The organism is Mucilaginibacter sp. P25 (genome assembly GCF_050859465.1).
Classification (GTDB): Bacteria; Bacteroidota; Bacteroidia; order Sphingobacteriales; family Sphingobacteriaceae; genus Mucilaginibacter; species Mucilaginibacter gossypii.
Map to the genome: position 1 here is coordinate 3,271,031 of NZ_CP193937.1, position 19,064 is coordinate 3,290,094.

At 43.9% G+C, this 19,064-nt stretch carries 14 protein-coding genes; 9 read left to right on the forward strand and 5 right to left on the reverse strand.

The window, feature by feature from the left end; translation table 11 throughout:
- The 9 genes from ACRQ5D_RS16620 (at nucleotide 1) to ACRQ5D_RS16660 (ending at nucleotide 14,462) form a co-directional block, all read left to right on the forward strand.
- On the forward strand, nucleotides 1-1,569 hold the full coding sequence (locus tag ACRQ5D_RS16620) for a hybrid sensor histidine kinase/response regulator transcription factor (protein ID WP_431200805.1): 1,569 nt from the start codon (nucleotides 1-3) through the stop codon (nucleotides 1,567-1,569).
- A gap of 471 nt (nucleotides 1,570-2,040) precedes the next feature.
- Nucleotides 2,041-5,244, forward strand: a complete 3,204-nt coding sequence (locus tag ACRQ5D_RS16625; protein WP_218134347.1) for a SusC/RagA family TonB-linked outer membrane protein — start codon at nucleotides 2,041-2,043, stop codon at nucleotides 5,242-5,244.
- An 11-nt stretch (nucleotides 5,245-5,255) separates the two neighbouring features.
- Nucleotides 5,256-6,956 carry a RagB/SusD family nutrient uptake outer membrane protein gene (locus ACRQ5D_RS16630; protein ID WP_091162983.1) on the forward strand — a complete coding sequence of 567 codons (1,701 nt, stop codon included), beginning with the start codon at nucleotides 5,256-5,258 and terminating at the stop codon, nucleotides 6,954-6,956.
- 71 nt (nucleotides 6,957-7,027) lie between these two features.
- Nucleotides 7,028-8,530, forward strand: a complete 1,503-nt coding sequence (locus ACRQ5D_RS16635; protein WP_091162984.1) for an RICIN domain-containing protein — start codon at nucleotides 7,028-7,030, stop codon at nucleotides 8,528-8,530.
- Nucleotides 8,531-8,631: 101 nt separating this feature from the next.
- Complete coding sequence (locus ACRQ5D_RS16640; protein WP_431200032.1) at nucleotides 8,632-10,119, forward strand: glycoside hydrolase; 1,488 nt, start codon at nucleotides 8,632-8,634, stop codon at nucleotides 10,117-10,119.
- Between the two features lie 22 nt (nucleotides 10,120-10,141).
- A complete protein-coding gene (locus ACRQ5D_RS16645; protein WP_432329608.1) occupies nucleotides 10,142-10,513 on the forward strand; it encodes a hypothetical protein in 372 nt (123 codons plus the stop codon).
- Entirely contained in the window at nucleotides 10,396-11,349 is a 954-nt protein-coding gene (locus ACRQ5D_RS16650; RefSeq protein WP_432329795.1) for a glycoside hydrolase family 2 protein, read from the forward strand. Before ACRQ5D_RS16645 ends, ACRQ5D_RS16650 begins: the two co-directional genes overlap by 118 nt.
- Nucleotides 11,261-12,574, forward strand: a complete 1,314-nt coding sequence (locus tag ACRQ5D_RS16655) for a DUF4982 domain-containing protein (RefSeq protein WP_432329610.1) — start codon at nucleotides 11,261-11,263, stop codon at nucleotides 12,572-12,574. The genes ACRQ5D_RS16650 and ACRQ5D_RS16655 overlap by 89 nt, the downstream gene beginning before the upstream one ends.
- 49 nt (nucleotides 12,575-12,623) lie before the next feature.
- Complete coding sequence (locus tag ACRQ5D_RS16660; protein ID WP_091162987.1) at nucleotides 12,624-14,462, forward strand: glycoside hydrolase family 35 protein; 1,839 nt, start codon at nucleotides 12,624-12,626, stop codon at nucleotides 14,460-14,462.
- An 86-nt stretch (nucleotides 14,463-14,548) separates the two neighbouring features.
- On the opposite strand, the gene ACRQ5D_RS16665 is transcribed toward ACRQ5D_RS16660, so the two are convergent.
- The 5 genes from ACRQ5D_RS16665 to ACRQ5D_RS16685 form a co-directional block, all read right to left on the reverse strand.
- Nucleotides 14,549-15,250 carry a hypothetical protein gene (locus tag ACRQ5D_RS16665; RefSeq protein WP_176844362.1) on the reverse strand — a complete coding sequence of 234 codons (702 nt, stop codon included), beginning with the start codon at nucleotides 15,248-15,250 and terminating at the stop codon, nucleotides 14,549-14,551.
- Between the two features lie 209 nt (nucleotides 15,251-15,459).
- Nucleotides 15,460-15,774, reverse strand: a complete 315-nt coding sequence (locus tag ACRQ5D_RS16670) for a cupin domain-containing protein (RefSeq protein ID WP_432329612.1) — start codon at nucleotides 15,772-15,774, stop codon at nucleotides 15,460-15,462.
- Nucleotides 15,737-16,042 (reverse strand): hypothetical protein, encoded by a 306-nt coding sequence (locus tag ACRQ5D_RS16675; protein ID WP_432329614.1) that lies wholly within the window; start codon nucleotides 16,040-16,042, stop codon nucleotides 15,737-15,739. The genes ACRQ5D_RS16670 and ACRQ5D_RS16675 overlap by 38 nt, the downstream gene beginning before the upstream one ends.
- Nucleotides 16,043-16,325: 283 nt before the next feature.
- On the reverse strand, nucleotides 16,326-16,505 hold the full coding sequence (locus ACRQ5D_RS16680) for a histone H1 (RefSeq protein ID WP_090532015.1): 180 nt from the start codon (nucleotides 16,503-16,505) through the stop codon (nucleotides 16,326-16,328).
- 154 nt (nucleotides 16,506-16,659) lie between these two features.
- Entirely contained in the window at nucleotides 16,660-19,062 is a 2,403-nt protein-coding gene (locus ACRQ5D_RS16685; RefSeq protein WP_176844363.1) for a glycoside hydrolase family 127 protein, read from the reverse strand.
- Nucleotides 19,063-19,064: the final 2 nt, after the last annotated feature.

Here is a 19,064-nt window from a genome sequence, read left to right on the forward strand (position 1 = left end):
ATCAACCCGGTAAAGGATATGTTGTTCGGGAAGGGCGAGGTTACTGATGACGCTGGCAATTTGCATATCATTTATCGCAACGCACGGCGTCTTTTGAGTTTGGTTGATCAGCTTTTACTGTTCAGGAAAGCCGAAAGCGACACCGATAAGCTTAAAATAGTAAGGCTCAATATCGTATCCCTTTGTCATGAGGTGTTTTTATGTTTTAGTCACCAGGCACGTACCAAGCATATTCAGTTTGATTTTGTAAGTCAAAGGGATGCGATGGAGATTTATGCCGACAGGGAAAAAATGGAAATAGCTCTGTTTAACCTCATCTCGAATGCGTTGAAGTTTACACCGGAGTATGGCATAGTAACTTGTACAATAGCCGATTTTAACGATAAAATTACCATTGAGATCAAGGATAGCGGCTGTGGAATAGCCGAGGGGACCGGCGATCAGTTATTCGGCAAGTTTTACCAGTTGCAAAATTCGGCGCCAATGGCAGGCGGTTTTGGTATCGGGCTATATTTGGTTAAAGCATTTATTGAAAATCATAAAGGCAGCATCGGTTATAGCAGCCAGCAGGGGCAGGGTACGGCGTTTCATGTATCGCTGTTAAAAGGCCGGGAGCATTTTGGGCAGCAATTTGTGTTTGAAGACATTGCCGAAACTTCGGTGTTCCTGGATGAGCTGATGGAGAATAAAGGTGAATTAGTCGCCGTTGAAGCTGAAAACGCCGTCGCTGCCAAAAGTTCTGAGGCTTTAAGCTCCGACACCAAAACCATGCTGCTGATTGATGATAACCAGCAGATCCGTACTTACCTTAAACAAATTTTTAGCGGTGAGTTTGAGATTTTTGAGGCTGATAATGGTACAGATGGGCTTGACCTCGTTTATCACCTGGTACCCGATATTGTGATAAGCGACGTAATGATGCAGGGGTTAAGCGGTATTGAGGTATGTAGCCGTATTAAGGAAGATCCTGTGCTGAACCATATCCCTGTGATATTGCTTACCGCCAGTTCCTCGCCCGAAATAAAGCTCAAAGGTATTGAAGGAGGGGCGGATGATTATATTAGCAAGCCTTTTGAAAAAGAGATCCTGGTGGCCCGTGTTAACGGGATCCTGAAAAGCAGAAACAACCTGCAGAAGTATTTCTATAATGAAATAACCCTTAACAAATCAAACGATCTGAAGATCTCGCAGGAGTACAAGGAGTTTTTGGAAAAATGCCTCCAGATAGTTGAACAGCACTTAACCGACCCGGATTTCAGCATTAAAACACTGGCTGCCGAAATAGGCATGAGTCACTCTAATTTGTACAAGCGGATCAAATCTATTTCCGGGCAATCGGCAAACAGTTTTATCCGTTTTATCCGCTTGCGTAAGGCTGCCGAAATATTGCTTACAACCGATAGCACCGTGTACGAAACAGCTTATAAGGTGGGCTTGAATGATTTGAAATACTTCAGGGAACAGTTTAATAAGTTGTTCGGGATAAACCCTTCTGATTATATCAAGAAATATCGTAAGCCATTTCACAACAATTACAACGTGAACCGGGATGTGATTAAAGAGAATTAATCTTGTTTATCGGTTGGTTGATTCACCTGGTTCATGCTTCGTCGGACCAACTTCCCTTCGCCTTCATTTTCACAGCAAATAGCTAAGAGTGGTTTTTGTGGCCCTTCTTTACAAAGTAACGAGGTGACGACAAGCGCAGCAATGTTTGGGAGCTAAATACTACAACTTATTTTTGTCCCCCTGCCAGTATTGATTTACCCCCTCTTTAAAAAGTGCCCCAAACGCTGTTTTTAAGCGCTTTTTTATGAAATACCCCCTGTCTTATTCAGAATTTACCCCTCACTCATTTTTGCTTTAAAACGCAATTTAGCCCTACCAATAACCAAGGTTTAAACCAAACTTTTGTACTGTGTATAAATAATAAGGTCAAAATGGGGCGGTAATTTATCTATGCCGAATCCACTTCCTTGTTTTTATGCGCCTCGCTTTGCAAGGTTTAAGCCGATTAAAAAACCAATTTTTTAAAACCATATGAAACCAAATTTACTCGAAAAGGATTCTCCCCATCGGAAAAGATCACCCCGCTTTTTCGTAGTTGCGGCCAGCATGGCCGTTGCTTGTTTCGCTACAGTCCAAATGCCGGTAATGGCTTTTGCGGGTACCATTAATGAGCAGCGCTTACCTGATGCCAGAATTAGCGGTAAAGTAACCGACGAAAAAGGTGAAACATTACCAGGTGTAAGTGTATCCTTAAAAGGGACTTCAACCGGCGTGGTGACCGATATTAAAGGTAACTTTAGCCTTAATGTTCCAAACGCTTCATCGGGCACACTGGTGTTTAGCTACATTGGCTACACATCTCAGGAGGTTGTTCTTAACGGACAAACTACAATCAATGTACAATTAACAGCCGACTCAAAATCATTGAATGAGGTGGTAGTTGTAGGTTACGGTACTCAGAAAAAGGCAACCTTAACAGGCTCCATTTCGCAGGTAAAAGGTTCCGAGCTGGTAAAAAGTCCGCAGCCCAACCTTTCAAATGGTATTGCCGGTCGTTTTTCAGGTGTAATTGTTAACAATCGCAGTGGTGAGCCAGGATATGACGGTTCAGGTATTACCGTGCGTGGTTTGGCCACTACAGGCAATAACGATGTGCTCGTCGTTGTTGACGGGGTGCCGGCCCAGATAGGTGGTTTAGAGCGTCTCGATCCTAACGATATCGAAAACATGTCGGTATTAAAGGATGCGTCTGCTGCTATTTACGGTAACAGGGCCGCAAACGGTGTTATCCTCATTACTACAAAACGTGGCAAATCAGGCAAGCCAACCATCAATTACAGCTTTAATCAGGGCTTTAGTTCGCCAACCCGTTTACCAAAAATGGCTGATGCGGCAACTTATGCCCAAATCATGAACGAGATCAACTATGACTCGAACCCGGCGGGCGGCTTAAATCAATCTTACACAGCCGATCAGATTCAGAAATTTAAAGACGGATCGGATCCGTTAAATTATCCAAACACTGATTGGGAAAAGCAAACGCTTAAAGGTTCAGCATTGCAAAACCAACATAGCCTTTCGGTTTCTGGCGGCGGCGAGGATATAAAATACTTCGTTTCATTGGGTACGCTTTATCAGGATGGTATTTATAAAAACGGAGCAACTAAGTATCACCAATATAATTTCCGCTCAAATATTGATGCTAACGTTACCAAACGCTTAAAAGTAGGTTTATCGTTATCTGGCCGTGAGGAAGACAGGCAGTTCCCTGTAACAGGTGCCGGCGATCTTTTCCGTTCTGTTTACAGAGCCAAACCTATTGTTGCAGCTTATTACCCAAATGGTTTGCCAACTACAGGTATTGAGAATAATAACCCAGCTGTACAGGCAACCGATATTGGCGGTATCAATAATAACCCCAAACAGGTTTTCAATGGTATTTTAAAAGGTAGCTATGCTATCCCTGGCATTGAAGGTTTATCGGTTGACGGTTTTTTCTCGGTTGATAAATCATACAATTTTGATAAAAATTTCAGCAAACCGTACGTTTTATACAGCTATGTTGCGAGCACACAGGTTTATAACAAAGTTACTGTCGGCGGTAATAATAACGCTGCTACTTTATTCGAGTCGCAGGAAAATCAGAGTTTGCTAACTTCCAACATCAAATTGAACTATGCGCACAAATTTGGTTTGCATGATATAAGCGCGTTTGTAGGTTATGAGCAAAGTAAAAACCATAAAGAATATTTTGATGCAACGCGTTACAATTACTTATCTTCACAACTACCAGACCTGTCGCAAGGCGGAAGCGCTGCCACCGATTATCTTAACTCTGGTTTAAGTTCAAATTACAACCGCGCCAGCTACATCAGTCGCTTAACTTACGCCTACGATGAAAAGTATCTGTTTGAAGGGCAGTTACGTGCCGATGGAACTTCTGTGTTCCCGGGGGCTACCCGTTGGGGTTATTTCCCTTCGGCTTCAGTTGGTTGGAGAATCACGAAAGAAGACTGGTTTAAAAACAGCGTGAGCTTTTTTGATGATCTGAAACTAAGGGTTTCTTATGGCTCGTTAGGTAATGATAACATAACACCCTTCCAATATTTTAATAACTACACTTTAGTAAATAATGGCTTTGTGGCCAGTACGCCGGGCAGCGGTTCAAACATTATCCAGCCAAATGTTACCCTTACAAAACTTGCAAATCCTAACATCACCTGGGAAACCGCTAAAAAACTTGACATTGGCATTAATGCCACTTTCCTGCATAACTTTACAGTAGAGGCTATTTATTTCCAGCAAAGGAGAAATAATATCCTTGCTGCAAGGAATGCTTCTGTGCCAGCCTCATCAGGTATCGTAAACCCATTTAATGATGGTTCGGCAAATTATACCCCGTTAGTGCCTTTAGAAAACATTGGCAAAGTTAACAGCGATGGTTTTGAAGCAACATTAGGTTACAATAGCACAGGGCATGCCTTTACATGGGGAGTAAGCGGAAACTTCACTTATGCAAAAAGCAAAATTGTTTTTATTGATGAAGCAAGCACAGTGGCGACTTTGCCCTATCAGCGACAAACAGGACGCCCATTAGGCACATCGTTACTTTACGATGCCATAGGTATATTCCGTACCCAAGCCGAGCTCGACGCTTATCCACATGTTCCGGGTGCTAAAGTTGGCGACTTGAAATACCTTGATTATAACAACGATGGCAAAATTACAGCCGACGACCAAACCCGTACAAAATACGGTAACATCCCTCAAATCACTTACGGATTTAGTTTAAACGCAGCATATAAAGGGTTTGACCTGTCAGTTCTGTTTGCAGGCCAGGCCCAGGTTAGTCAATATGTGTTGCCTGAAGCAGGTAGCGTAGGTAATTTTTACAGTAGCTGGGCCGATAACCGCTTTAGTCCGTCAAATACCAATGGAACTTATCCAAGGGTTTCAGACCGTTCATCAAATGCCATTAGCGGTGGATTATATCCCAATAATTTCTGGCTTAATGACGCATCATTCCTGAGGTTAAAAAACGTACAGTTAGGCTACAATTTCAACGCACCGTTCCTGTCGAAACTTAAAATCGGTGGCTTAAGAGTGTATGCAAGTGCATTCAACTTGTTTACCATTACCAAAGTTAAGGATTACGACCCAGAGGGAACCAGTGGCAGCGGACAGTTTTATCCGCAGCAACGAATTATAAACTTAGGTGCTAACGTGAAATTTTAAATCAAACGATAATGAAACTACAATATAAAGCCCCACTATTTTTGATGATGGGCGGTATGCTGAGTATTACAGCATGTAAAAAGAATTTACTGGATGTAACACCAACCGATAGGATTGCTTCATCGGCGATTGCTTCAGACACAGCTGTATTTGAAGCGTTTGTAACGAATCGTTACATAGGTGCCAGGTTACAGGATAAAGAGGGTGATGGCTCAAACCCTGGTTTTGGCCGTGGTTTTGAATATAGCATGTGGAGCTCACTCACTGACGAGTCTATTTATAATAATGATGATGCTACCTGGCTGATTCAAAGGGGCCAGCTTGCTCCCGAAAATTTAGGTGGTGCAGGTGTGCTTTGGGCACGTAGCTATCGCAGTATCCGTGAATGTAATTCAGCACTTGCTCTTTTACCGACAGTTGCTTTAAGTGCCGCCCATAAAACCCGCATAGAGGGCGAACTTAAATTTATCAGGGCTTTCCGTTATCAGGACTTGATCCGCAATTATGGCGGAGTTGTGTTGATGGGGGATAAAGTAACTAACCTTAATGATAACCTGCAGGACCCGTCACTATCTAAACGTGCTTCTATCAAAGAGTGTATTGATTACGTGAGTGCCCAGCTTGACGACGCCGCATCAAAATTGCCGCTAAACAATGATGGTAGCTGGCTTTTGGGCCGTGCTACTAAAGGCGCGGCGTTGGCTTTAAAATCAAGGCTGAAATTATATGCTGCAAGCCCCTTATATAATGCAGGTACCTGGGCCGATGCTGTTACCGCTGCGCAAGCTGTTATCAGTTTGAATAAATATGGTATCTACACCGGTGGCTATAATAACCTGTTTTTAGTTAACGAAACCAACGAAACCATTTTTGAACGTTTATACACTAAAAACGCTAACCATACGCACCTTGAGATAGCCAACGGCCCCAACGGTTATGGCGGCTGGGCTGGTAACACGCCGCTTCAAAACCTGGTTGATGATTATGAAATGGATAATGGTAAAGCCATTACAGATCCGACATCTGGTTATGACCCAACACATCCGTATGACCACCGTGACCCGAGGTTTGCTGCTACTGTTTTATACAATGGCGCTCTTTACCGTGGTCAAACGGTTGACTCTTATATTCCAGGTGGTAAGGATAGTAAAGATGGACCTGATAACTGGAATACCACTAAAACAGGTTACTATCTTAAAAAATACATGAACGATGCTTACCCTCTGCAAAACCCGTGGGGTAACGCAGGCTTCCAGCCATGGATCTATTTCCGCTATGCCGAAATCCTGTTGAATTTTGCTGAGGCAGCTAATGAGGCTTATGGCCCTGATGTTGTACCTTCAGGTTCAACCTTATCCGCACGTACCGCTATTAACCTGATCCGTTCACGTCCAAGTGTTAATATGCCTCCTTTGGCTGCAGGTATGTCGCAATCACAGATGCGTGATGCCGTACGCTACGAACGCCGCGTTGAGCTGGCATTTGAAGAGCACCGCTTTTATGATGTACGCCGCTGGAAAATTGCCGAGGTTACGGAAAATAAGCCAGCTGGTGGTGTAATCATTACCAAAGATTCCAATGGCAAGTTTGTTTATACGCCAAAAATTGCTTTGGATGGTAGAAAGTTTGAAACCAAACATTACTGGTTGCCAATACCAAGAACTGAAATCCAGGCATCAGGTGGTCAGTTACAACAAAACCCTGGTTACTAATAACCAATATTCCGGGGGAAGAGTTTCTTTCTTCCCCCTTTTTTCCTTCCAATTATAACCTATAGCAAATTATGAAAAACTTAAGTATTGCATTAATAGCGATGTGTTGTTTGGTGGCCGGGTGTAAAAAGGATATCGTATCAGTAAAAAAATCGTCAACTCCGGATGAAGTAAAAACAGGAGATAAAACAGTAACTACAGATTCAACACCGGCAAGCGCGCTGAAAGGCGTGAACTGGGCGGCTGATGGTGATAATTTTAGCGACGGGATACTGGTATTAAGCGGTTTAACATCTGCTGATAGTTATGCCACGGTATCGGCTAAAGCAGATGCTGTTTTAACAGGCATACAGGCTAATACAGGGGCAAATACGGTAAGGCTGCCTGTAAACTATTCAACCGTATCGCAAACCTGGTGGAATTCATACACCGGCGTTATCGATAAAGCATTGAGCAAGGGAATGAATGTGATACTGGGCTACTGGGAAGCCAAATCATCCGAAGATGGTAAGATAGATAATACCACCGAATTTTGGTCGATGTGGCAAACCATTGTTACCAAATATGGCAGCAATGCCCACGTGTACTTTGAAATATTTAACGAGCCACATGGCTATACTTTAACCGACTGGACAACCATCTGTGCCCAGTGGTTAAGTAACTATCCTTCTGTTCCGCAGGGAAGGATTTTGATCAGCGGTACGTCCTATTCGCAGGATATTACCGGGGTAGGGGCCGATAGCCGTTTTTCGGGCTGTTTATTGTCGATACATGATTATACCTTTTTCAGTAATGGTACACTTACTACTGCTTTGCAATGGGAAAACCGCCTGAAAGGTAATATTGGCGCTTATAGCAGCCGCGCGGTGCTTACCGAGTTTGGTATCCCGATGACGGGTGGTAAAAATTATACCGGCGCCATAGGCGGTGATCAGGAAATTGCGTACCTGCAGGGATTAACCAACCAAGCACGTGCCTACGGCATGGGCGCGGTTTACTGGCCGGGCGTACGTACCGGCGATAGCTATGCCATTCAACAATTAAACGGGACAGGTACCAGTCTTACCGTATCAACAACAAATGCATCGGGCTTAAGCCGCATTAAGTATGCCTGGGGCGTAGGGGCCGGCGGTACCGACACTTTTTACACAGGCGCTTACTACAGGTTTTTAAATGTTAACAGCGGCCAGGCGCTTGATGTTAATGGTGGCTCAACTGCCAATGGAGCAGGTATCATACAATGGCCTCAAAACGGGGGCAATAACCAGCAATGGGTTATTGCTGCCAACGGTGGTGGCTATTACAAAATAACTAACCGCAACAGCACGCAGTCGCTTGATGTCAATATGAGTTCAACTGCCAACGGTGCGGCCATTATACAATGGCCCTGGAACGGCGGCAACAACCAGCAATGGCAGCTTACTGCTACCAGCGATGGTGTTTATAAAGTACTTAACCGTAACAGCGGGCTTGCGCTTGATGTTAACGGCGCATCAACCACAAATGGTGCAGGCATCATTCAGTGGCCTTATGGCGGCGCTACTAACCAGCAATGGCAAATAGTGCAACAATAATATTGCAATAAAACAGCGCTAAACAGTGCTGTTTTATTTGTTGATTTAAACACTATGATAATAAAAACTACTATAAAAAAATACTGCTGGCTGCGGCCGTTTTGGGGATTAATATTCCTTTTGTAAGCGGCCAGGGCAAAGAAGTAACTATTGATATCAATTTTTCAAAAACGCACCAAATCATTAGCAATTTTGGTGCTTCGGATGCGTGGGCCTGCCAGTTTGTGGGTAACTGGCCTGATGATAAGCGCAATAAAATTGCCGACCTGCTTTTTAGCCGGGACACCTATGCCGATGGATCGCCTAAGGGTATAGGCTTATCATTATGGAGGTTTAACATTGGTGCTGGCAGTACTCAGCAGGGAAACGAAAGTGGCATTAAGGACGAGTGGCGCCGTGCTGAATCGTTTTTAAACGGCGATGGCAGCTATAACTGGCGAAACCAGGCCGGGCAGTTGTGGTTTCTTGAGGCTGCCAAAAAGCGCGGGGTTAAGCAATTTTTAGGTTTTAACAACAGTCCGCCAGTGCAGTTTACTGTTAATGGAAAGGCTTACGCTACCGGTGGCAAAGTTAATATAGCACCCGATAAGTATGATGCTTATGCCGTGTTCCTGGCTAAAGTTGTAAAGGGAGTTGAGCAGGTAAGCAAAGTAAAATTTGATTACATAAGCCCGGTAAACGAACCTCAGTGGGATTGGAGCGATGGCGGTCAGGAAGGTGCCCCCTATAATAATGCCGAGGTAGCAGGATTGATACGGGCCATCAATAAAGAATTTATCAATAATAAGATTAGCTCAAAGATTTTGGTTGGTGAGGCCGGGAGCATCAACTATTTATTTACTAAAGGTGATAAGCCAGGTAAAGGCAGCCTGATAACCGATTTTTTTAAGCCGGGATCGGCCAATTACATAGGCGACCTGCCTTCGGTAGCCAAAACTATCGCGGCGCACAGCTATTTCACTACGTCGCCAATGGCATCGTCAGTAAAAGCTCGCAGGGCATTGGCCGATAGTATTGCGACTATTAATGGTCTTGATTTCTGGCAATCGGAGTATTGCATCTTAGGCGATAATGCGGGTGAGATAGACGGTAACAAGCGTGATCTGGGTATTGATGCCGCGCTATATTTAGCATCGGTGATCCACACTGATCTTACAGCCGCCAACGCGTCGGCCTGGCAATGGTGGACAGCCATTTCGGCCTATGATTATAAGGATGGCCTCATCTACATCGACAAAAATAAAACCGACGGCAATTTTTACGGCAGTAAAATGCTTTGGGCCATGGGTAACTACAGCAGGTTTGTTAAACCCGGAGCTGTGAGGGTTGATGCTGAAGTTTCATCAGTAGCTGAGGGAAAGCCCTTGCTGGTATCGGCATTTAAAAATGGAAAAAACTTAACCGTGGTTATAATTAACCAGGGTGCCAATGAGGTAAGAGCGGCATTTCACATAGATAATGCTAAAGTTCAGTTTACATCATCCTATTTAACATCGCAGGTTGATGAACTTAAAGCCGGTAAAGCAACCGGCGATGAGAATGTTGTTCCGGCACGTTCCATTGTCACGTTTACAGGTGTCATTAAATAGCATTTTATCTCTCTATCATCAAATGAAAAATAAAAAACATCTGCTACTTTTTGTACTTGGCATGTTAATGCTACCTGGCTTACTTAAGGCCCAGGGCATTGGTAAGCCGGTTTTATTTAATGCGGCATGGTCTTTCCACAAGGGCGATATCAGCACGGGGATCAGCGGGATCGCTTCCGAAACGCAATGGAGAACTGTTGATCTGCCGCATGACTGGAGCATTGAAGGCCCTTTTAGCGATGAATGGGCAAGTGCTACCGGTTATTTGCCCGGGGGATTGGCTGGTACAAAAAGAGTTTCGCCGGTAATGCAGCCTGGAAAGCGAAGCAGGTATATATTTATTTTGATGGGGTATATAAAAACAGCGAGGTATGGATCAACGGGCATTATTTAGGTAAACGTCCAAATGGTTTTATTGCGTTTCAGTATGAGCTGACCAGGTATCTAAATTTAACCGGAAAAAATACGATAGCTGTAAGAGTAGATCACAGCGAGTTCGCTGATTCAAGGTGGTATACCGGCTCGGGTATTTATCGTAATGTATACCTCATCGTTAAAGATCCTGTACACATTGCTCCCTGGGATGTAGCATTTACAACGCCTGATATTTCGTTAGAGAAAGCTACCGTAAAAGCTAAGGTGAGTGTTACCAACAGCAACAAGGTTGATGCTTCTGTATTAGTGAAAGTAAACCTGCTTGATGAGAAAGGAAAAGCGGCTATTGCCCTCCAAAAACAAATAAAAGCAAAACCGGGAGTACACGAGGTTGAGTTTGAGAAAGAATTATCGTCCCCCAAACTATGGGACACCGAAAAGCCCGAGCTCTATAAATTACAGGTTTCACTTAGCCGCAATGGTAAAGCATTTGACGAGGTAACGCAATCTGTAGGGATCCGCGGTATCCGTTTCGATAAGGATAAGGGTTTCTTTTTAAATGGTAAAAGTACCAAACTTAAAGGCGTTTGTATCCATGATGATGCAGGCGCCCTGGGTGTAGCCGTTCCGCAGGAAGTTTGGGTACGCAGGTTGAAATTATTGAAAGATGCAGGAGTAAATTCGCTCAGGTTAAGCCATAACCCTCATGCCGATTATTTATACGATTTGTGCGATAAGATGGGCTTTTTAGTAATGGACGAAGCTTTTGACGAGATGGGAGGTAGGAAAAAACAAATGGGTAGCAGGCTGGAATGTTGGTACGCCATCCAAAAACGGATACCACGAATATTTTAAAGAATGGGCAGATCGGGATGTAGCTGATATGGTACTGCGAGCGCGTAACCATCCATCTATCATTATGTGGAGCATTGGTAACGAAATAGATTACCCCAACGACCCATATACCCATGAGGTGTTAAACACAGGCCGCAACCCGCAGATCTATGGTAAGGGCTACCTGCCTGATCATCCCCCGGCAAGCGGTTTAACACCGATAGCCAAACAATTAGTTAAAGCTGTAAAAGCGGTTGATCAAACCCGCCCGGTAACTGCTGCGCTGGCCGGTGTGGTGATGTCGAACGAAGTTGGCTACCCTGATGTATTGGATGTTGTGGGCTATAATTACCAGGAATACCGGTACCCCGAAGATCATAAAAAATATCCCAACCGGATCATTTACGGCAGTGAGAACGGCATGCAAAAACAAGCCTGGAACGCTGTAGACAGTAATGAATATATTTCGGCCCAATACCTGTGGACTGGTATAGATTACCTGGGTGAAGCCGGCAAATGGCCGCAGCGCAGTAACGGAGCAGGACTTATTGATCTGGCCGGCTTTAAAAAGCCTGAATATTTCTTCAGGCAAAGTCTTTGGTCGGACAAGCCCATGGCTTATATAGGTGCACGTCCTATAACCGGGACCGATGACAAAGGGATCTGGAGCCACCGTACTGCCGAGCCTGTTTGGAATTGGCAATCTGGCAGTAAAGTAAAAGTTGATTGCTTTACCAATTGCCAGGAAACAGAATTGTTCCTGAATGGCAAATCTCTTGGTAAACAAATAAGCGGCGCCGCAAGAGGGCAGGTTCCATCATGGCAGGTTGACTATGAGCCTGGCGAGCTGGTTGTTAAAGGTTACAACAACGGTATTGAAGTATGCACTAACAATATCAAAACAGCCGGCGATGCTTATCAACTTAAAACGGTAGCTGATAATATCCTGTTTAACCATAACACAAAAGGCTTGAGCCAGATTGAGATTTACATTACCGATAAAAACGGGAACCCGGTATTTACTGCTACCGATGAGATAATAGTAACAGTTAACGGCGCAGCTAAACTATTGGGTCTTGAAAGCGGCAGCAACAGCAGCCATGAAAGCTACCAATCAAACAAACGTAAAGCATTGCATGGGCGCTTATTGGCCTATGTACAAACTACAGGTAAACCTGGCGTGGTACAGGTGCAGTTTGGTGCCGGTAATCTTAAATCATCAACTATAACATTAACCGTAAAATAGTCAACCCCCTTATACAAATAAAAACTAAAACCCTGCATTTTTTCAATTTATGAAACTTATAAAACTACTGTTCCTCTTTGTTATCCTGTTTGCATCAGCAAAGCTGCAGGCGCAAAATGCCAAACATACTTTTGCTCTTGGCGATACTACATTTCTGCTTGATGGTAAACCGCTGCAGATCATTTCAGGCGAAATGCACTATACCCGCGTTCCGCGTGAGGCCTGGCGCCAGCGTATGAAAATGGCCAAAGCAATGGGTTTGAACACTATTGGTACCTATGTTTTCTGGAATGTTCACGAGCCACAAAAAGGACATTATGATTTTACAGGCAATCATGATATTGCTGAGTTTGTTAAAATAGCAAAGGAGGAAGGCCTTTGGGTGATACTACGCCCAAGCCCATACGTTTGCGCCGAATGGGAGTTTGGCGGTTACCCATACTGGCTTGAAAAAGAGCAGGGCTTAGTGGTGCGCAGCAAGGAGCCTAAATACCTGGAAGCTTATAAAAGATATCTTACCCAGGTAGGTAAGCAATTGTCACCACTGTTGGTGAACCACGGCGGTAATATTTTAATGGTACAGATAGAGAATGAATACGGCTCGTACGGCAGCGATAAAGATTACCTGGCCCTTAACCGCAAAATGTTTATTGATGCTGGTTTTGACGGCCAGCTTTACACCTGCGACCCTGAACCAGCTATAAAGGATGGTCATTTACCGGGCTTGCTGCCTGCTATAAACGGTGTCGATGATGTAGCAAAAGTTAAAAAATTGATCGGCGAAAATTATAATGGCAAGGGCCCTTATTTTATTGCCGAATGGTACCCGGCCTGGTTCGACTGGTGGGGAACCGCGCATCATACTGTACCGGCGGCTAAATTTATACCAAAGCTTGATTCGGTATTGGCAGCAGGTATTTCCATTAACATGTATATGTTTCATGGCGGTACAACACGCAGCTTCATGAACGGTGCAAACTATAATGATCAAAATCCATATGAACCACAAATCAGTAGTTATGATTATGATGCCCCGCTTGATGAGGCAGGTAACGCTACCGATAAGTTCATGAAGTTTAGAGAGGTGATTAGTAAACACCTTCCGGCAGGCGTAACCCTGCCCGAAGTTCCGGCTGCTAAACCTGCTATGGAGCTGCCTGTAATTAAATTTACCAAATCAACCAGTTTATTTAATGTGTTGCCGCTTGCAAAGACCAACAATACTCCGCTTACTTTTGAAGACCTGAACCAGGCTTACGGTTTTGTGTTGTATCGTACAACCATTAACGGCGGCAAATCTGGTCTGCTTAAATTGAAAGACCTGCGCGATTATGGCATGATCTTCGTAAACGGTAAGCGTGTGGGGATCGTCGACAGGCGCAAATACCAGGATAGCTTGATGATCAGCTTACCAAAAGGAAAGGTAACATTGGATATTTTGGTTGAAAACCTTGGCCGCATCAATTTTGGGCCTTATCTGCTTAAAAACAAAAAGGGTATTACCGAAAAGGTACTTTTTGCCGGTACTGAGCTGAAAAACTGGAAAATGTATTCACTGCCTTTTGATGATATCAATAAAGTGAAAACAAATCCGGCAATTAAAAAAGTTGCAGCTAACAACGCACCGCAATTGAAAAAAGCAGTTTTCAAGGTTGATAAATTGGCCGATACCTATCTTGATATGAGTACATGGGGTAAGGGTATTGTTTGGCTCAACGGACACAACTTAGGCCGCTACTGGAATTGCGGTCCTCAGCAAACCTTGTATGTGCCGGTTGAATGGCTCAAAAAAGGTAATAATGAAATTACCGTACTTGAACTGATAAAACCATCAGAAAATACATTAAATGCGATTGATCACCCTGTTTTGGATGTTTTAGGGAAATAGGGTCAGGGTAGCCAATTAAAAGGAGGGCGCTGTTACTTTAAAGAAAAAGTAGCAGCGCCCTCCTTTATTATATTACAAGTTTTGAGCTAATCAGCTTTAGCATGCTTTAACAGGTGTACACCAATAAGGTATGGCATTATGAAAGGGATGGCAGGTATAGCAACAAGGTAACCGGCGGTGCCGAATGGCTCGGGCCAGTAGGATGGTAATACAACCAGCATCATGCCTATTAAACCGAAGATGATATAATACCGGCAGGCAACCGGATTAAAACGCCCGGTGACTTTAAGTGAAACGGCAAAAAATACGGTGCCAAGGTACATCAGTAATACTTCGGCTATACTGATCACATAAAATAAACTTTTTATTGGCCCATGCAGGTCCGGGCGTTTGGAAACACCTGATTGTATAAACACCCCGAATGCATCGGTTAGATAATATCCCCAAAAAGCCATGTTGATGATAAAGAGTGGCAATGCAAGATTAATCGCTGCTGAAGCCATTACCGAATATAGATTTTCGCCTGCCGCCTGTAATTTTACTTTCAACAATGCAGAACCCTGCGCGAATAAAATACCGCCTGTAATGAGTATAGTATACCGGATCTGCTGCTCTGCAGCAGCATTTACCCAACCCTGTAAAGTAGCAGGTGGTGGCCCCATTCCGGCGAAAATGGAAAATAATAGCCAGGGTGCAAATAGTAATAAAGCTGTGATTACCTGCTTCTTTATCTCCTGGTTATTGTTTCGGAGTTGATAGCCACCTAAATGCCAAGTTGCTGCTACCATTAAACAGGCGTTAACAACCCAAATTGGCAAATAAATTTTATAACTCACGTGGCCTATCCCAAATCCTATAGCTACAACTGCTAAAGGTATAAGGCATAAGTAAACCAGGCTCAGTTTTTGTTTAAAAGCAAGCCACTTCATGATAAGTAAGAAGGTATATAAATTAACATCAGAAATAAATTATTTGGTAAAAATGATGGTTGCGCCGGCTAAAACTTTTTATAGTAATCAAGCGGGGGGCCTACACGTTCAAAGCCATGTTCCTTTCTGAATGCGTCAAGCTCGGCTTCGGATTTACCTTTCATCAAACCATCGCTCAGTGCCTGGAAACAAGCTTCCATTTTACCGGCCGGCTGAAAGGTAATCAGCATTTTAGCTGGTGCGCCATCGCCTATTTTAGTAAAAGTATGCGGAACGCCCCGCGGTCCAAATACACTGTCGCCGGGTTTGGTATGAAATAGCTGATCTCCTACTTTTATTTGAAATTCACCTTCTAAAATATACCACCATCTCGTCCTGCTCATAATGTACATGTAGGTTAGGCCCGCCTTTTTTAACCCGGGTTGATTCATAAACATACATATCACCATCAGTGTCCCTGGTTGAAACTTTGGTATAGAAAGTATCACCATCAAATAAGTGCATTGGATTTTGCGCGCGATCGGCTCCTGCATCGGTTTTAAAGCCTTTCTTTTCCCTGGTTTTGAAGAGGTTATTGGCAACTCCATCAAATGGAATAGCTAAAAATGTGGCAGCGCCCATCAAAGCGCGTACAAATGTATTCCGTTTCATATCGGGTTGTTTTGATTATGAATGTTTTTTCAGAAGGTTTACAAAGAAAGATCAACGGGAGTGAAAATACTTTTGAGTTTGTTACAAATACTTTCTGGTTCGTTACATTTTAAACCTGTGTGTCGGGCAGTAGGTTGTACTTGCTATGCCTTGTTGTGCTTTAGGCAGTTCGCCGGCGTGGAAAAACCCAAGCGAGTGATTGAAATGGCAGTGGCATCGAAAAAAATAAAGCGGGTACATGGAAAACCAGCCCCGCTTTATCTAAAAACATTTTTAACAGTGATTAAGCTGCTGCGTTTTTCTTTTCAGTAACTTCTTTACGGATATCCGTAGCTAATACTTTTAACTGTTGCATAGCGTTACGCAACCTTGTACCGGCAGCTTTGTTGCCTTTTTCATAAAAGCTTGCCGCATCAGCTTCAGCTGCTGCGATTACTTCTTTCACTTTTTCGAAATTTATCATTTTTTTATTTTTTAAGGCCGCAAATGTAGGGAATATAAGTTTATAGGTAAAATGGGCTTTTTCATACTTAAAGTATTCCGTTGCGGTGTAATTAAAATAGTAAAGCCTTTCGCATAAACGGAAAGGCTTTACTGTTATTATGGATAACAGGAGGTTATTTAACCGCCCATTCGTGGATCCCGGAAGAATTATCAACCGGTAACTGAATTTCCATCCGTAAGGCTGTAGTAGCAACTGGCTCAAAAGTAACTACGTTAAAGCTATCTTTACTTATGGCGTAGGGTGTAGTATTTTTAACAGGAACCCACTGCCCGTCTTTTTTATACAGGATCTTGTACGATACCGGGATACGGCAGCCACCCCATGGGCCGTCATCGTACCAGTAAACTTTCGATTCGCTTACGGTATGTTCGGCATCAAAATCATATTGCACAAACTCATTGGTGTTTTTGGCGGGCCACCAGTGCAGGTATGGGTAGTTGGTATCTTTGGAATCGGCGGGTTCATACTGGTCTTTTATGGCAGCAAACATCCTTACGTTTTTTAACGACGCGCTTACTTTGCTGGTGCTGGCAATGGTAGGTGCCGGTTTTGGCCGCACTGCCGAAGTTTCATAGGGGATCCAAACGGTCATTTCGCTTGGACCGCGATTGGCCCAGGCATAGTAGGGGATAGCCTTCACCATTTGCTCGGTTTGTAAAATGCTGTCGGTTTTTAGTTGGCGTTTGGCGCTTTTTCCTTCTGCACTGATTACATCAACACCGTTAAGCAGGTCGGCATGATAGTTGGCATCGGCAATGGCGTTTTTATCAATTAATATGTTTTGTACTAGGCTATCCTTGTTATCAGGGCCTTCAAGGCAATAAACAATAGGGCCGCGCTCAAAGGCAAATCTGCCACGGTCGTCTTTAACCTGTTGATTGGCCAATACCTTTTCGGTTTCCATCGGTAATAAAAGTGAAACCTTATCGCCTTTTTTCCAGGTGCGTTTTAATACGGCATAGCCTTTTTCTGTTTCAAATGATTTTGCCTGCCCGTTGATCATCAATGTAAGCGGGAAAGACTTCTTATCCATGAAGGTATACAGATCGCCGGGGACAGGTTGTTGTTTTGCCCAGCCCGGGATACGTACCCTCAATGTAAATTCACCCGCTTTATCCGGGTTAACAGTGATATCCACCCTACCTTTCCATGGGTAATCCGTTTGCTGTACTATGTTCACGTTACCCTCAGTAAGTTTGATATTGCTTGAGTTGCTCATGAACAGGTTAACGTACAGGTCGTTTTTGTTTTTGGCATACACATAACCCGGTAATGAAGGTAAAAAGCGGGTCATGTTGCTGATACAGCAGGCACAACTGATCCAAGCGCTGCGCTGGTGCTGGAACATGGAAGCCAGCGGATTTGGATAGAAAAATCTGTTACCACTCAACGAGACGCCCGATAACAGGCCATTATAAAGCGTACGTTCAAGCACATCAATATATTTCGAATCGCCGTGCAGCAGGAACATCCTGTTGTTCCAGTAAACGTTGCCAATGGCCGCACAGGTTTCTGCATAGGCCGACATATTAGGTAATTGATATGCCTCGCCAAAAGCTTCACCTGCCCCGGTTGCACCGATGCCGCCGGTGATGTATAATTTCTTGGTTACCACATCGCTCCATATATCATCTATGGCTGCCAAATATTTGGTATTACCTGTCAATGCAGCAATATCGGCCATGCCGGTGTACATGTAAGCAGCCCGTACCGCGTGCCCTTCGGCTTCATGCTGGTCAACTACCTTTTTATCGGCCTGGTTGTAAGCATCTCCTTTTGGGCCGCGTACATCTAAAAAGAATTTGGCAAGGTCGAGGTATTGTTTGTTGCCGGTAACCCGGTACATTTTTGATAAGCCGATCTCCACAATCTGGTGGCCTGGATATTCCTCAATTTTGCCCGGCCCGAAAGTTTTAACAAGTAGGTCAGCATTTTTTATGGCAATGTTGAGCAGTGTGCGCTTACCGGTTGCCTGGTAATGTGCTACAGCGGCTTCATAAAGGTGGCCTGCGTTATATAGCTCATGACTTAGATCTTCTTCCTTTTCCCAGCGTTTGGAACCTATCCATTCATGCGGCTTTTTGGCGTTAACAGTCCTGAATGTGTATAGATAGCCATCTGGCTCCTGGGCCGCGCCAATAATGGAGATGAGGCTATCAATGGATTTATCAAGCTGCGGGTTCCTTTTATTCTGCATAGAATAGGATGCACCTTCAATGGCCTTATAAACGTCTGTATCATCAAACGGAAACTCACTTAACTTATCGCCATCCAGTTTTTTTGCCGCACGTAAAAAGTTATCCATACGCCCGTTTGCCTTACATTGCGCCAGTACATACGGAATGGTAACGGTGGCATTTACTTCCATTTTGGGCTGCCAGAAGTTGTCATTTACATGTACGCTGGTGAAGACAACAGGTTGAATAGGGTAATCTTTTTGCTGTGCCAATACCGGACTTGTAAGTGCAGCCAGTGAAAAGGCAAGCGCACCGGCAACTTTTTGTTTATTGATCATGA